This is a genomic window from Micromonospora sp. WMMA2032 (assembly GCF_002688545.1).
Taxonomy (GTDB): domain Bacteria; phylum Actinomycetota; class Actinomycetes; order Mycobacteriales; family Micromonosporaceae; genus Micromonospora; species Micromonospora sediminicola.
This window is the reverse complement of the sequence record NZ_CP024052.1, coordinates 6,278,908-6,293,818: the sequence shown is the minus strand read 5'-3', so window position 1 is coordinate 6,293,818 and position 14,911 is coordinate 6,278,908. Positions and strand designations below refer to the sequence as shown.

Annotated in this window: 15 protein-coding genes; 1 reads left to right on the top strand and 14 read right to left on the bottom strand. The window is 71.9% G+C overall.

The annotated features are described in order from the left end of the window. Window positions 1-29: 29 nt before the first annotated feature. The 7 genes from CO540_RS29240 to CO540_RS29210 form a co-directional block, all read right to left on the bottom strand. Window positions 30-791, bottom strand: coding sequence for an ABC transporter permease (locus CO540_RS29240; RefSeq protein WP_099164402.1), 762 nt, complete (start codon window positions 789-791; stop codon window positions 30-32). Next, on the bottom strand, window positions 788-1,570 hold the full coding sequence (locus CO540_RS29235; RefSeq protein ID WP_253866270.1) for an ABC transporter ATP-binding protein: 783 nt from the start codon (window positions 1,568-1,570) through the stop codon (window positions 788-790). The genes CO540_RS29240 and CO540_RS29235 overlap by 4 nt, the downstream gene beginning before the upstream one ends. 382 nt (window positions 1,571-1,952) lie before the next feature. Then, entirely contained in the window at window positions 1,953-2,684 is a 732-nt protein-coding gene (locus CO540_RS29230) for a dienelactone hydrolase family protein (protein ID WP_099164400.1), read from the bottom strand. 199 nt (window positions 2,685-2,883) lie between these two features. Continuing rightward, window positions 2,884-4,866, bottom strand: a complete 1,983-nt coding sequence (locus CO540_RS29225; protein WP_172968090.1) for an ABC transporter ATP-binding protein — start codon at window positions 4,864-4,866, stop codon at window positions 2,884-2,886. A gap of 114 nt (window positions 4,867-4,980) precedes the next feature. Then, entirely contained in the window at window positions 4,981-5,748 is a 768-nt protein-coding gene (locus CO540_RS29220; protein ID WP_099164399.1) for an enoyl-CoA hydratase/isomerase family protein, read from the bottom strand. A 46-nt stretch (window positions 5,749-5,794) separates the two neighbouring features. Continuing rightward, window positions 5,795-6,022, bottom strand: a complete 228-nt coding sequence (locus CO540_RS29215) for a helix-turn-helix domain-containing protein (RefSeq protein ID WP_007072022.1) — start codon at window positions 6,020-6,022, stop codon at window positions 5,795-5,797. 188 nt (window positions 6,023-6,210) lie between these two features. Next, window positions 6,211-7,818, bottom strand: a complete 1,608-nt coding sequence (locus CO540_RS29210; protein WP_099164398.1) for an ABC-F family ATP-binding cassette domain-containing protein — start codon at window positions 7,816-7,818, stop codon at window positions 6,211-6,213. A gap of 247 nt (window positions 7,819-8,065) precedes the next feature. Between CO540_RS29210 and CO540_RS29205 the strand changes: the two genes are divergently transcribed. Continuing rightward, window positions 8,066-8,983: a neutral zinc metallopeptidase gene (locus tag CO540_RS29205; RefSeq protein WP_091577241.1), complete on the top strand. Its 918-nt coding sequence runs from the start codon at window positions 8,066-8,068 to the stop codon at window positions 8,981-8,983. 96 nt (window positions 8,984-9,079) lie between these two features. On the opposite strand, the gene CO540_RS29200 is transcribed toward CO540_RS29205, so the two are convergent. The 7 genes from CO540_RS29200 to CO540_RS29170 all read right to left on the bottom strand — a co-directional run bounded on the left by CO540_RS29200 (window position 9,080) and on the right by CO540_RS29170 (window position 14,908). Continuing rightward, entirely contained in the window at window positions 9,080-10,267 is a 1,188-nt protein-coding gene (locus tag CO540_RS29200; protein WP_099164397.1) for an RCC1 domain-containing protein, read from the bottom strand. 166 nt (window positions 10,268-10,433) lie between these two features. Next, window positions 10,434-11,072 (bottom strand): acVLRF1 family peptidyl-tRNA hydrolase, encoded by a 639-nt coding sequence (locus CO540_RS29195; protein ID WP_099164396.1) that lies wholly within the window; start codon window positions 11,070-11,072, stop codon window positions 10,434-10,436. Window positions 11,073-11,099: 27 nt separating this feature from the next. Then, window positions 11,100-11,591 carry a hypothetical protein gene (locus CO540_RS29190; RefSeq protein ID WP_157779191.1) on the bottom strand — a complete coding sequence of 164 codons (492 nt, stop codon included), beginning with the start codon at window positions 11,589-11,591 and terminating at the stop codon, window positions 11,100-11,102. 29 nt (window positions 11,592-11,620) lie between these two features. Further along, window positions 11,621-12,247, bottom strand: coding sequence for a LysE family transporter (locus CO540_RS29185; protein ID WP_099164394.1), 627 nt, complete (start codon window positions 12,245-12,247; stop codon window positions 11,621-11,623). 452 nt (window positions 12,248-12,699) lie between these two features. Beyond that, window positions 12,700-13,137 (bottom strand): metal-sulfur cluster assembly factor, encoded by a 438-nt coding sequence (locus tag CO540_RS29180; protein ID WP_172967963.1) that lies wholly within the window; start codon window positions 13,135-13,137, stop codon window positions 12,700-12,702. Beyond that, window positions 13,134-13,604 carry a Fe-S cluster assembly sulfur transfer protein SufU gene (gene sufU, locus CO540_RS29175; protein WP_091577238.1) on the bottom strand — a complete coding sequence of 157 codons (471 nt, stop codon included), beginning with the start codon at window positions 13,602-13,604 and terminating at the stop codon, window positions 13,134-13,136. The genes CO540_RS29180 and sufU overlap by 4 nt, the downstream gene beginning before the upstream one ends. After that, window positions 13,604-14,908 (bottom strand): cysteine desulfurase, encoded by a 1,305-nt coding sequence (locus CO540_RS29170; protein ID WP_099164393.1) that lies wholly within the window; start codon window positions 14,906-14,908, stop codon window positions 13,604-13,606. The genes sufU and CO540_RS29170 overlap by 1 nt, the downstream gene beginning before the upstream one ends. Between the last annotated feature and the right edge of the window lie 3 nt (window positions 14,909-14,911).

Sequence of the window (14,911 nt, the reverse complement as noted above, 5' to 3'; positions counted from 1 at the left end):
CTCGACGTGCCCGGCCCCGTCGCCTCGACTCAGGAGGTCCGCCGACGGTAGGAGACGGTGGCGAACACGTAGGCCACGACCAGGAGGCCGACGCACCAGGCGAGGGCGGTCCAGATGCCGGAGCCTACCGGCCGTTGGTCGAACAGGGCCCGGATCGTGTCGACGATGGACGTCACCGGCTGGTTCTCGGCGAACGCGCGGACCGGGCCGGGCATGGTGTCGGTCGGCACGAACGCCGAGCTGACGAACGGCAGGAGGATCAGCGGGTAGGAGAACGCGCTCGCACCGTCCACGGATTTCGCGGCCAGGCCGGGCAGCACGGCGAGCCAGGTCAGCGCCAGGGTGAACAGGGCCAGGATGCCGGCGACCGCGAGCCACCCCCGCACATCCGCCCCGGTGCGGAAGCCCATCACCAGGGCGACGAGGACGACCACCGCGATCGAGACCAGGTTCGCGACCAGCGAGGTCAGGACGTGCGCCCACAGGATGGCCGACCGTGCGATCGGCATGGACCGGAACCGGTCCACGAGACCGCCCCGCAGGTCGAGGAAGATCCGGAACGCGGTGTACGAGATGCCCGACGCGATCGTGATGAGCAGGATGCCGGGCAGCAGGTAGTTCACGTACGAGTCGGTGCCGGTGTCGATCGCGCCGCCGAAGACGTAGACGAACAGCAGCATGAAGGCGATCGGCATGATCGCGGTCGTGATGATCGTGTCCGGGCTGCGGGCGATGTGGCGCAGCGACCGTCCCAGGAGAACGGCGGTGTCACCGAGCACGTGCCTGTTCATCGCTGTGCCCCCTGGGCGTCGGCACCGACCAGGGCGAGGAAGACGTCCTCGAGGGTCGGCTGCTTCTCGACGTACCGGACCTCGGTGGGTGGGAGGAGCCGCTTGAGTTCGGGCACGGTGCCGTCGACGATGATCCGGCCCTCGTGGAGGATCGCGACCCGGTCGGCGAGTTGCTCGGCCTCGTCGAGGTACTGCGTGGTGAGCAGCACCGTGGTGCCCCGCGCCGCCAGGTCCTTGACCGCCTGCCACACCTCGATGCGGGCCTCGGGGTCCAACCCGGTCGTCGGCTCGTCGAGGAAGATGACCGGTGGATCCCCGATGAGACTCATCGCGATGTCCAGACGGCGGCGCATCCCACCGGAGTACGTCGCCACCCTCCGCGCGCCCGCCTCGGTCAGCGCGAAACGCCGCAGCAGGTCGTCCGCGATCGCGCCGGGTTCCCTGAGGTGTCGCAGCCGGGCGACCAGGACCAGGTTCTCCCGCCCGGTGAGGACCTCGTCGACCGCGGCGAACTGCCCGGTGAGACTGATGGACTCCCGTACGTCGGCGGCTCGCGTCCCGACGTCGAAGCCGTTGACCCGGGCGGTCCCCGCGTCGGCCCGCAGCAGCGTGGCGAGGATCCTCACCAGCGTGGTCTTGCCCGCCCCGTTCGAGCCGAGCAGCGCGAAGATGCTGCCCGGCGCCACGTCGAAGTCCACGCCGCGCAGCACCGTGACCTGCGCGAACGACTTCTCCAGGCCCTGGACCTCAACGGCGGGGCGTTCCGTCTGGTTGCTCATGACGCTCAGCATGAGCGGTTGACGCTGCGTCAGGGTCAAGCCCGCGAAGCGGACGGTCCGACGGCAGCCAGTGCGGTGAACCGGGCCTCGATGCGGTTGAGCCGAGAGCTGTTCGGTCGGGGTGTACGCCGGCTCGACGTCGTTGGCGGCGGCCCGGTCGCCCCGGGGTTACCCGCATGCCCTGCGCGCAGAGCAGCACCATCTGGGCCCGCCGTCACGTCACCACCGACCCGGGGCCGCTGCGGTCGATCCGCAGCAGGCGCTGCCCCTCGTCGTCGATCTCCCGAACCTGGACGTGGTCGGCCACGCCGACCAGTGTTCGCTGAACGCGCCGATCGGGAGCTGATCCCGATCGGCGCGTCGCGGGCTGCGGGTGGCGGTATCAGCGGAGGTGCCGGGCGAAGAACCGTAGCGTGCTGTCCAGCTCGAATGCCGGGATCTCCCCGTGCTTGCCCGGGTTGGCGTGCAGCGTCTTCTCGGCTGAGGCCAAGGCGTCGAACAACGCCAAGCCCTGGGCCTGCGGCACCCGCTCATCGTCCCACTGCAGCAGGAACTCCACCGGGACCGTGATCCGCGCGGCGGCCTCGGCTGAGGCCAGCGCCCCGCCCAGGCCCAGCACTGCCGCGCGGACCCGGGGTTCGGCGGCAACGAATGGAACGCCGAGTCCGCAACCCAACGACACGCCCCAGTAGCCCACCGGGCCAACACCGACGTGCTCGAGTTGCTGGACCGCATCGAGGACCGCCCGCCATTCCGGGACGGTCTGGCGGGCTACGAGCGCCTGGAAACCAGCGATCAGCGGAGCCAACTCTTCCCCGGCATCCACGCGAGCCTGGTTCTCGGTGGCGATCCGGTTGTACTCCTCGACCTTCGGCCGGTCGCCGTGGCCGGGCACGTCGACGGCCGCCACCGCGAAGTCGCACTCGGCCACGAAGCGGCGCGCACGGGCCACGATGCCAGGGTCCTTCTTGTGTTGACCGCCGCCGTGTCCCATGAGGACAAGAGGGCGAGTACCGGCGGCACCTTCCGGCGTCCACAGCACGCCGGGAATCTCACCGAGGACAAAGAGCTGTTCGGAGACACCGTCGGACGACGTCTCAGAGGTGAAGCGCATAGCGTTCAAGCCTTCCGGAATGCCTTCTGCGGGCACTCCCTAGGCCGTGCGAGGGAGGGAGGCCCGACCTGTCATAGCGTTGATCGGTCTCACCTCCTCAGTTCGCGCAGCAGCGCACAGCGAGGGCGAACGTACCACAGAGGGCTTCACCCATGTCTGGGCAAGGATGTCGCCAGGGCGAACGTCGCCGGAGGCGGCACTAGTTCGCGGTGGCGGGCGGCATGCTCTCCTGGGCGACGTAGGTGCCCATCGGCACCGTGGTCACCACCGGCTCGGGCTGCTCCGGCTCGGCGTAGGGCGCCGGCGAGTCGGCGACCGCGAACTGGGTGCGGTAGAGCTCGGCGTAGAGACCGCCGACCGCCACCAGCTCGTCGTGCCGGCCACGCTCGACGATGCGCCCCTCGTCGAGCACCAGGATCTGGTCGGCGTCGCGCACGGTGGAGAGCCGGTGCGCGATCACCAGCGCGGTGCGCCCGGTCAGCGCCACCGACAGGGCCCGCTGCACCGCCGCCTCGCTCTCCGAGTCGAGGTGCGCGGTGGCCTCGTCGAGGATCACGATCGACGGGGCCTTCAGCAGCAGGCGGGCGATCGCGATGCGCTGCTTCTCGCCGCCGGAGAAGCGGTAGCCCCGCTCGCCGACGGTGGTGTCGAGCCCGTCGGGCAGCGCCCGCACCAGGTCGGCGACCTGCGCGCCGGCAAGGGCCGCCCAGATCTCGTCGTCGGTGGCGTCGGGCTTGGCGTAGCGCAGGTTCTCCCGGATCGTCTCGTGGAACAGGTGCGAATCCTGCGTCACCACACCGATCTCGTCGCGCAGCGAGGCGAGCGTCGCGTCGCGCACGTCGACGCCGCCGACCAGCACCTGGCCGTCGGTGACGTCGTAGATCCGGGAGATCAGCATGGACAGCGTCGACTTGCCGGCGCCGGACGGGCCGACCAGGGCCACCATCTGCCCCGGCTCGACGGCGAACGAGACGCCCTTGAGCACCGGCTCGTTGACCGTGCGGTCGAGCGTGGTGACCTCCTCCAGCGAGGCCAGTGACACCTCGGCGGCGGTCGGGTAGCGGAAGCGCACGTCGCGGAACTCGACCCGACCGTTGCGGGGCGGGACCGGCACCGCATCCGGCTTCTCCGCGATGCCCGGGCGCAGGTCGAGCACCTCGAAGACGCGGTCGAAGGAGACCAACGCGCTCATCACGTCGACCCGGACGTTGGACAGCGCGGTGAGCGGACCGTAGAGACGGGTGAGCAGCAGGGCCAGCTTGACGACGGTGCCCGCGCTGACCGCGCCGGCGACCGCGAGCCAGCCGCCCACACCGTAGGTCAGCGCCTGGGCCAGCGAGGCCACCAGCAGCATCGCCACGAAGAACGTGCGCGAGTACATCGCGGACTGGATGCCGATGTCACGGACCCGTTCGGCCCGGCGGGCGAACCGGTCCGCCTCCACCTCCGGCGCGCCGAACAGCTTGACCAGCAGGGCCCCCGCGACGCCGAACCGCTCGGTCATGGTGGCGTTCATCTTGGCGTCGAGGTTGTAGGACTCGCGGGTGATCTCGGCCAGCCGCCGGCCGACCCGGCGGGCCGGAATGATGAAGATCGGCAGCAGCACCAGCGCCAGCACGGTGATCTGCCAGGACAGCACGAGCATCGCCCCGGCCGTGAGCACGAGCTGGATGACGTTGCTGACCACCCCGGACAGCGTCGAGGTGAACGCCCGCTGGGCGCCGAGCACGTCGTTGTTGAGCCGACTGACCAGCGCACCGGTCTGGGTGCGGGTGAAGAACTGCAACGGCATTCGTTGGACGTGGTCGTAGACCCGGGTGCGCAGGTCGAGGATGATGCCCTCGCCGATGCGGGCGGAATACCACCGCTGGGCCAGCGAGAAGAGCGCGTCGGCCACGGCCAGCACGGCGATGATCAGGGCGAGCCGGACGACGGTGGACTGGGCGGCCGGGCCGCCGCCGGCGATCGCGTCGATGACGTCACCGGCGAGCAGCGGGGTGGCCACGCCGATCACGGCGGCCACGATCACGGTGAGCAGGAAGACGACGATGTCGCGCCGGTAGGGCCCGGCGAAGGCGACGATCCGCCGGGCGGTGCCGCGCTTGAGCTGGTGGGCGGAGACCTCGTCGCGGTTGCGCAGCGACCGGAGCATGCTCCAGCCGCCCATGCCGCCGCCGGCCATGTGGTTGGACATCCGTCACCTCCGGGTCGTCGGGCAGCATGAACCGTCGGGTTCAATTCTCCCGACGCCTGTGACAACCTCGCGAGTAACCCGGATCTTCCCGAACGGTCCTTACTATTCGCCCCGCCCGGCCAGGTCCCCAATCCGCCGCGTCTGCGCCTCCCGCTCGGCCCGCTGCTGCTCGGCGTGCGAGCGTCCGACCGCGCCGGCGAGCAACGCCTTGATCTCCACGATCGCGTCCCGGTTGTTGGCCAGCAGCCCGGCCGACAGGTCGCGGACGGCGGCGTCCAGCTCGTCGTTGGGCACCACCAGGGTGGCCAGGCCGATCCGGTCCGCCTCGGCGGCGTCCATCCGGCGGCCGGTGGCGCAGATCTCCAGCGCGCGGGAATAGCCGACCAGCTCTACCAGGCGGCGGGTGCCGGCCAGGTCGGGGACCAGACCGAGGGTCACCTCGGCCATGGACAGCTTGGCGTCGGCGGCGAGCACGCGCAGGTCGCAGGCGAGGGCGAGCTGGAAGCCCGCGCCGATGGCGTGGCCCTGCACGGCGGCGATCGAGATGACGTCCGGCCGGTGCAGCCAGGTGAAGCCGCCCTGGTAGTCGGCGATCCGGTCGGCGCACTCCGCCTCGGACAGCGTGGCCAGCTCGGCGAAGGAACCGGGCCCGGTGGCGCCGGCGACCGCCAGGTCCAGGCCCGCGGAGAACGCCCGGCCCTCCCCGCGTACGACGACGACGCGGACGTCGCCGGGCAGGTCCCGGGAGAAGTCGCTCATCGCGCGCCACATCGCCGGGGTCTGGGCGTTGAGAACGTCGGGCCGGCACAACGTCACCGTCGCGACCGGCCCGTCGCAGTCGAGTCGCACTCCGGTCGTCTCGGCGGTCACCGGACCACCCGGAGCGCGGCGCTGATGGACGACGCTGGGGGGCGGGTCACGCCTTCTTGCGGCGCCGGGCGCCGCCGCGCTGCCGCAGCTGCACCCCGGACTCGGTGAGCACCCGGTGGATGAACCCGTAGGAACGGCCGGTCGAGGCCGCCAGAGCACGGATGCTCTCTCCGCCGGTGTACCGCTTTACCAGGTCTTTGGCGAGCGTCTGACGCTCGGCCCCGACGATCCGGCGACCCTTCTCAGTGCTGGTGGCTGTGCCGGTGGCTGCCATGCTGATTCCTCACGTCCCAGACTGTGCGGTTCGGATACGGTCCCACCTATTAGACCGCCTCGGACGATCATGCGCCAGATATCAACTATTCGCCAACCGACACGCTACGCAATGTCAGCTTCCCGATAGAGTGATCCTTCCGACCGGCTGATCCGTACCGACCCGAGCGGAACGGACGTGGCGGGGGCTCAGGCCAGCTCGACCAGTTCCAGCAGGTCGTCGGACCAGGCGTCCTCGTCGCCGTCGGGCAGCAGGATGGCGCGGTCCGGCTTGAGCGCGGTGACCGCGCCCGGATCGTGGGTGACCAGCACGATCGCGCCCGGGTAGCGGGCGATGGCGTCGAGCACCTGCTCCCGGCTGACCGGGTCGAGGTTGTTCGTCGGCTCGTCGAGCAGCAGCACGTTGGCGCCCGAGCAGACCAGCGTGGCCAGCGCCAGCCGGGTCTTCTCCCCGCCGGAGAGGACACCCGCCGGCTTGTCCACGTCCTCGCCGGAGAACAGGAACGCACCGAGGATCTTCCGCAGGTCGGTGTCGGTCTGGTCCGAGGCCGCGCTGCGCATGTGCTCCAGGATCGTCCGGTCCACGTCCAGCGTCTCGTGCTCCTGGGCGTAGTAGCCCAGCCGCAGCCCGTGCCCGGGGCGCACCTCGCCGGTGTCCGACTCCAGCAGGCCGCCGAGCATCCGCAGCAGGGTGGTCTTGCCGGCGCCGTTGAGGCCGAGGATGGCCACCCGGGAACCCCGGTCCACCGCCACGTTCACGTCGGTGAAGATCTCCAACGACCCGTACGACTTGGACAGGCCGGTGGCGGTCAGCGGCGTCTTGCCGCACGGCGCCGGGTTGGGGAACCGGACCTTGGCCACCTTGTCGGCGTGGCGTACCTCCTCCAGCCCGGAGATCAGCTTCTCGGCCCGGCGGGCCATGTTCTGCGCGGCGACGGTCTTCGTGGCCTTGGCCCGCATCTTGTCCGCCTGCGCCATCAGCGCGCCGGCCTTCTTCTCCGCGTTGGCCCGCTCCCGGCGGCGGCGCCGCTCGTCGGTCTCGCGCGCCTCCAGGTACGCCTTCCAGCCGAGGTTGTAGGTGTCGACCACGGACCGGGTGGCGTCCAGGAACCACACCTTGTTGACCACGGACTCCAGCAGCGACCCGTCGTGGGAGATCACGATCAGGCCGCCCTTGTGGTTGGCGAGGAAGCCGCGCAGCCAGGTGATCGAGTCGGCGTCGAGGTGGTTGGTGGGCTCGTCGAGCAGCAGGATACCGCCGCCGTTCTCGCCGGCGTCGCGGAACAGGATCCGGGCCAGCTCGATGCGGCGGCGCTGACCGCCGGAGAGCGTGCCGATGGTCTGCGCCAGGGCACGGTCGGGCAGGCCGAGGTTGGCGCAGATCCGGGCCGCCTCGGCCTCGGCCGCGTAGCCGCCGAGAGAGGCGAACTGGTCCTCCAGCGCGCCGTAGCGGCGGACCAACCGCTCGTCGTCGGCGCCCTCGGCGAGCTTGTTCTCCAGCTCCTTCATCTGCGCCATGAGGACGTCCAGCCCGCGCGCGGAGAGCACCCTGTCGCGGCCGGTGACGTCGAGGTCGCCGGTACGGGGGTCCTGCGGCAGGTAGCCGATGGCGCTGCGCCGGTCGATCTGCCCGGCGTACGGCTGCCCCTCCCCCGCGAGCACCTTGAGGGTGGTCGTCTTGCCGGCGCCGTTGCGGCCGACCAGGCCGATCCGGTCGCCCGGCTGCACGCGCAGGGTGGTGTCGGACAGCAGGATCCGGGAACCGGCGCGCAGTTCCAGGCCGGTGGCAATGATCATTTCGGAGTACTCGCTCTCGGGTCCGGAAGGGCTGACTCAGGGCACGCGAAAGCGCCGGCGGGTGGTGATTTCCCGTCGGCGCGGGGCCGTTCAGCCTTCGCAGCGCAGCACGGGGCCAAGTGTACCGGGCGGCCGGTGCCCACTCCGTCGGATTACCGGGCAAGATCATCGGGTACCGAATCCGCCGTCCGGACCCGGTCCGGTACCGCAACCACCACACACGGACACATCGGTGATCGGGGTCAACATGGAGCTGAATGAGAACGCGCGGGTCGACACCAGTCAGGTGGACGACCGGCGAGGGTCCGGCGGCGGAGGCGGCGGGATGGGCATCCCGATCCCCGGCGGCGGCGGCCGGGGCGGGATCGTGGGCATCATCATCGCCGTACTGGTTGCCCTGGTGGGCGGCGGCTTCGGCCTGAACGCCGCCACCAACGGCGGCGGCTCCGAGCAGGGCGACAACACCTCGCTGGAGCAGAAGTGCTCGGCCGAGGACGCGCTGAAGCAGCTCGACTGCCGCAACACGCTGTACGTCAACTCGATCCAGGCCTACTGGCGCACCGCCATGCCGGAGGTCTTCGGCGAGCAGTACCAGCCGTCCAAGACGGTCTTCTTCAGCCAGAACGTCAGTACCGGCTGCGGCGCCGCCGACTCCGGGGTGGGCCCGTTCTACTGCCCCGCCGACGACCTGGTCTACATCGACCTCACGTTCTACCGGCTGCTCGCCGACCAGCTCGGCGCCGAGGGCGAGTTCGCCCAGCCGTACGTGCTGGCCCACGAGTACGGCCACCACGTGCAGGACCTGCTCGGCACCGAGGCGCAGATGCGCCGCCAGCAGCAGCGCGACCCGCAGAACGCCAACGCGCTCTCGGTCAAGCTGGAGCTGCAGGCCGACTGCTACGCCGGCGCCTGGGCGAAGAACGCCACCGGCACCGCCGACGAGGGCGGCCAGAAGATCTTCAAGAGCATCACCGACCAGGACATCCAGCAGGCGATCGACACCGCCGAGAAGATCGGCGACGACGCCATCCAGCAGCGTTCGGGTCGGCCGGTGAACCCGGACGAGTTCACCCACGGCTCGTCCGAGCAGCGCAAGCAGTGGTTCACCAAGGGCTTCTCCACCGGTGACCCGAAGTCCTGCGACACCTTCGGCTCCAGCCAGTGACGCCGGACGCCTGACCGGCTCCACGCCCGGGCCGCCGGCCCGCACCGCTGACCTCGACAGCGGGCGGGCCGGCGGCCCGACTCGTGCCCCGACCGGTCAGGCCGGCACTGCCACCTGCGCCGGGGTGGACCGCTCGACGGTGGTCCCGTCGCCCAGCTGCCCGCCGCTGTTGTCGCCCCAGCACCACAGGCCGCCGTCGGTACGGATCCCGCACGCGTGGTCGGCCACCGCGAGGCCGCCGGTCCAGGTGGTGGCGTCACCGACGCGGGTCGGCGCGGACCGGTGGGTGGTGGTGCCGTCGCCCACCTGACCGGTCGTGTTCTTGCCCCAGCACCACAGGCTGCCGTCGGCGCGGGACGCGCACGTCGCGTCGCCGCTCGCCGCGACCGTGCTCCAGGTGGTGGTCGTGCCGACCTGGACCGGCGCGGTCTGGAAGGTGCCGCTCACGCCCAGCTGCCCGTACCCGTTCTCGCCCCAGCACCACAGCGCTCCGGACCGGATGCCGCAGGTGTGTGCGTACCCGGCGGTGACGCCGGTCCAGGTGGTCGCGGCACCGACCTGCGCGGGCGTCGTCTGGGAGCCCAGGAAGCCGAGGCCGAGCTGCCCGTCCGAGCTGAGACCCCAGCACCAGAGCGTGCCGTCGGTGCGGACGCCACAGGTGTGCCCGAAGCCGGTCGAGACGCTCGCCCAGGTGGTCGCGGTGCCGACCTGCAGCGGGGTGTTCGCGACCCACGGCGAGGTGCCGACGCCCAGCTGCGAGGTCCGGTTGAAGCCCCAGCACCAGAGCGTGCCGTCGGTCCGCACGGCGCAGGTGTGCTGCGGGCCGGCGCTGACCCGGGCCCAGGTGGTGGCGGTGCCGACCCGCACCGGCGCGCTCCGGCTGGTGGTGGTCCCGTCACCGAGCTGGCCCCGGAAGTTCGAGCCCCAGCACCACAGCGTGCCGTCGGTCCGGATCCCGCAGGTGTGGCCGGAGCCACCATCGACGGCGGCCCAGGTGGCGGTGTCGACCCGTGCCGGTGCGCCCCGGTTCGTGGTGGTCCCGTCACCGAGCTGACCGGCGTAGTTCGAGCCCCAGCACCACAGGCCCCCGTCGGCGCCGATCGCACACGTGTGCGCGCCGCCCGCGGTGACGGTGGTGACCGTCGGCGCGGCCGACGCGGCGGTGCCGGCACCCGCGGCGGCCGGGCCCGCCGTGAACGTGACGCCCGCGGCGCACATCGCCGCCACGGCGGCGAGGAGCCGCGTCGCACGGTGGCGCCACCGGGCGTTTCGATATCCGCTCATGAAGTTCCTGTCTCCCAACGATGTCGGTGCCTGACTGGCGGAGGTGACGCTGCCCTGGCGGGTCGCCCGGAGACCCGCCACGTCACGACACCGACCCTATGCATCGTCGTCGTTCGATGCACCGCTGGTGACGTCGATTGACCGCACTTGATGCGATCTTTCCCGTTCAGCGGACCAGGATGTGGACCGCCCGGGCGGCGGAGACGGCCGCGACCAGCACCGCGTGCCGGGGCTCCGGCACGTCGAGCAGCCGCTCCGCCCGCAGCGCCGCGAGCGGCGCCAGCCGCCGGTCGGCCAGCACCGTGTCCACCGCCCGCCGGTCACCGCCGCACACCAACGCCGCGAGCGTCCCGACCGCCGGCAACAGCAGGCGTACGGCGAGATCGGCCGCGTCGCCCAACGCCGCCTTCGCCTGGTTGTCCCGCCGCCGGGCGAACCGCTGCTGGGACCAGCCCCCCGCGGCGGTGCGCCCCTGCACGTAGCGGGTGTCCACCTTGGAGACCACCAGCTCGGTGCCGTCGGCCACCCCGACCGCCACCGCGCCCTTGCGGGCCAGCAGCAGCCCGAGCCGGCGGGGCGCGGCGGCCACTCCGGCGAACGCCGCCAGGTCCGGCGCGGGGCGCGCGCCGGGCGGGGTGTGCAGCTCGGCGGTGGCCCCGTCCGGGGCGGTGAGCAGCAACCCGTACCCCAGGGCGGTGGTGGTGGGCGGCCCGTGCCGCTCGGCGAAGCCCTCGACCCAGCGCACGACGCGGGCCGGGTCGACCTCCACCCACCGGCCGCCTCCGGCTGCGGGTCGGCTGCTCATGGCACCGACCCTACCCAGCGGTGGAACTCAGCCGGCGACGTCCACCGTCACCCACGGCCCGTCCTCACCGGTGGCGGTGCGGCAGGCGTACGTGAGCGCGGGCGCGTCCGCCGGGAGCAGACCGGGCGGCACCAGGAAGATGCCGTCGGAGACGTCCTCGACAACCGTCCGCCGAGCGGCGTCCCCGACCGCCACGGAAGGCGCGCCCGAACAGCCGGTGACCACCACGACGACGCCCAGCACGCGGGAGGCCGCCGTCGCGGGCAGGCCGTGGCACGCGCTGACCGCTCCCGTCTCCGTGCCGTCGGACCGGACCTCGCTGACCCGCCAGCAGCCCGGCGCGCCGGTGCGCAGCGCCACCGTGTGTCCGGTGGGAGCGGACACGGTTGTCACCGGGGTCGACCAGTCCACAGCGACGTCGTCGACCCGGGCGTCGCCCCGGCCGCGCCCGTCGTCACAGGCCACGAGCAGGCCGAGCACCAGCGCGAATCCCGCGGTCAGAACTCGGGTGCCCCCCATCGCACACCTCCTCGCCCTCCACAGGCTAGTCAGCCGGGCCGCAGCGTGGTGACCGCGAGGGCGGCGATCAGGGCGCTGGAGACCAGCCCGGTGACCAGGCGACCACGGGGACCGGACAACGCGCGCCCCACCACGGAACCGCCGCCGGCGACCAGCAGCTGCCAGCTCGCCGAGGCCAGGAACGCCCCGGCGACGAACAGCGCGGCGGCTGCCGGGTCCGGGTCGGCGGCATCACGGCGGCCCAGCACCAGCGCGGCGAAGTAGAGCACCGTCGCCGGGTTGAGCAGGGTCAGACCGAGCACCGCCGCGTACGCCCGGGTCGGCGTGTGCAGCCCGCGCCCGACCGGGGCCCTCGCCACCTCCCGCCGCGCGGACCAGGCCCGCCACAGGCCGTGCGCGGCGATGCCGAGCAGCACCAGCGCCGCGACCACCCGCAGCGGCCCGGCGGCCGGGGCCAGGAAACCGGCCAGCCCGGCGCCGCCGAGCGCGGCGGCCGCGGCGTAGAGCCCGTCGGCGGTGGCCACGGCCAGCGCCGCGGCCGCCCCGACCCGGAACCCGGCGCGGGCGCTCAGCCCGAGAATGAGGATCGCGATCGCGCCGACCGGGATGGCGACGCCGTAGCCGGCGACCAGCCCGGCGAGGAACGCGCTGGTCACGAGGGCGGGCGACCGGTCGAGGCGGCCGGCAGGTCACGCTGTCGACGCGCGGCGGTGGCCGCACGGACAGGAGCCTGCTTCGGGTACGCCTCGATCACCCGCTCATCCTGCAACCTCGCTCCCCCGCCCCGCCATCGGATTTCCCCCCGTGTCCGCCCGGCTCGCGCCCAGCTTGCCGGCGTCACTCGGCTCGGCTCGGCTCGGAGATCTTGGTAGGAGATGGCCCCTATAGGGGCCGTTTCCTACCAAGATCTACTGCTGTCCTGACTGGCGGTCGCGGGCTCCCGGATTTCGGGACGTGGGGGGCGACGAGGTGAGTGGAGTGGGGCGCGCGGCAGACCAGGCCGACGCGGAAGGGGCCGGAGCGAGGCGAAACGCTAGCCGGGGGGACAACGAGCCGGGCGCGCCACCCCGGAAGGGGTGACGCGCCCGGAACCGTGACCGTGGAGCGGTCAGACGTTGAAGCCGAGGGAGCGGAGCTGGTCGCGCCCCTCATCGGTGATCTTGTCGGGGCCCCACGGCGGCAGCCAGACCCAGTTGATCCGGATGTCGTTGACCAGGCCGCCACCGGGACCGGTGGTCAGCGCCTGCCGGGCCTGGTCCTCGATCACGTCGGTCAGCGGGCAGGCCGCCGAGGTCAGCGTCATGTCCAGCGTGGCGACGTTCTCGTCGTCCACGTGCACGCCGTACACCAGGCCCAGGTCGACCACGTTGATGCCCAGCTCGGGGTCGACGACGTCCTTCATCGCCTCCTCGATGTCACCGATCGCGGCCTTGCCGCCGGCCGGCGCCGCCGCACCCGCGGCCGCACCGTCGGCAACAGCCCCGTTGACGGCAGTGCCGTCCGTCGCCACCGCGCCGGCCTCGGGGGTCATGTTCTCGTCGCTCATGCCTTCACCTCCGGGCTCACGCCCACCCCGGCGCGTGCCGCGGCGTCCTTGAACGCCATCCACGACAGCAGCGCGCACTTGACCCGGGCCGGGTAGCGCGCGACACCCGCGAACGCCACCCCGTCTCCGAGCACGTCCTCGTCCGGCGTGACCTGGCCACGCCCGGACATCAACTCGACGAACGCCTCGTGCACCACGGCGGCGTCCTGTGCGGCCCGGCCGCGCAGCAGCTCGTGCAGGATGCTCGCCGACGCCTGGCTGATCGAGCAGCCCATCCCGTCGTACGAAATGTCGGTGAACACGCTGCCGTCGGTCGCCACCCGCACGGTGATCTCGTCACCGCAGGTCGGGTTGACGTGGTGCGCCTCGCCGACCTGGGCCGCCGGGTCCGCCTCCCGCAGGCCACGGCCGTGCGGATGCTTGTAGTGGTCCAGGATGATCTCCTGGTAGAGCGACTCAAGCTGCATCACTTGAAGACCTTCCGCACCTTGTCCAGGCCCGCCACCAGGGCGTCGATCTCCGCCGTGGTGGTGTAGAGGTAGAACGACGCCCGCGTCATCGCCGGCACCCCGAAGCGGGCGCACACCGGCTTGGCGCAGTGGTGCCCCACCCGCACCTGCACACCGAGCGAGTCGAGCACCTGCCCGACGTCGTGCGGGTGCACGTCACCGAGGGCGAAGGAGATCGTCCCGCCCCGGCCGACCGGCACGGTCGGGCCGAAGATCCGCAGCCCCGGCACGGTGGCGAGGGCGTCCAGCGCGTACGCCGTCAGCTCCTTCTCGTGCCACTGGATGGCCGGCATGCCGATGCCGGTGAGGTAGTCCACCGCCGCGCCCAGCGCGACCGCCTCGGCGATCGGCGGGGTGCCCGCCTCGAACCGGGCCGGCGGCGCGGCGAACGTCGAGCCGGCCATCGTCACCGTCTCGATCATCGAGCCGCCGCCCATCACCGGGGGCATCGCGGCGAGCAGCTCGCCCCGGCCCCAGAGCACGCCGATGCCGGTCGGGCCGCACATCTTGTGCCCGGTGAAGACGATGAAGTCGGCGTCGAAGTCGACCACGTCCATCGGCAGGTGCGGCACCGACTGCGAGCAGTCGAGCAGCAGCAGCGCGCCGACCTCGCGGACCCGCGCGGTGATCCGCGAGGTGGCGTTGACGGTGCCGAGGATGTTCGACATGTGCACCAGCGAGACGATCTTCGTCCGCTCGGTGACCAGGTCGTCCAGGCCGGACTCGTCGAGCCGGCCGTGATCGGTGACCGGGAACCAGCGCAGCGTCGCGCCGGTGCGCTCCGCGAGCAGCTGCCACGGGACGATGTTCGAGTGGTGCTCCATCTCGGAAATCACGATCTCGTCGCCGGGCCCCAGCCGGAACGGGGGGTCGGCGTCCGCGCGCAGCGAGGCGTTGGAGAACGCGTACGCCACCAGGTTGATCGCCTCGGTGGAGTTCTTGGTGAACACCACCTCGTCGACGCTGGGGGCGTTGATGAACGCGGCGATCTTCGCCCGCGCGCCCTCGTACGCGTCGGTCGCCTCGGTGCCCAGCGTGTGCACCGAGCGCGACACGTTGGCGTTGTGCCTCGCGTAGTGCTCGGCGAGCACGTCCAGCACCTGCCGCGGCTTGTGCGAGGTGTTCGCGCTGTCCAGGTAGACCAGCGGGTGGCCGTTGACCTCCCGGTCCAGGATCGGGAAGTCGGCCCGCACCGTCGCCACGTCGAAGCGGGGCACGTCGTCGTACTGCGGCATGCCCGCCGGGATCGCGATCGAGGTCATGTC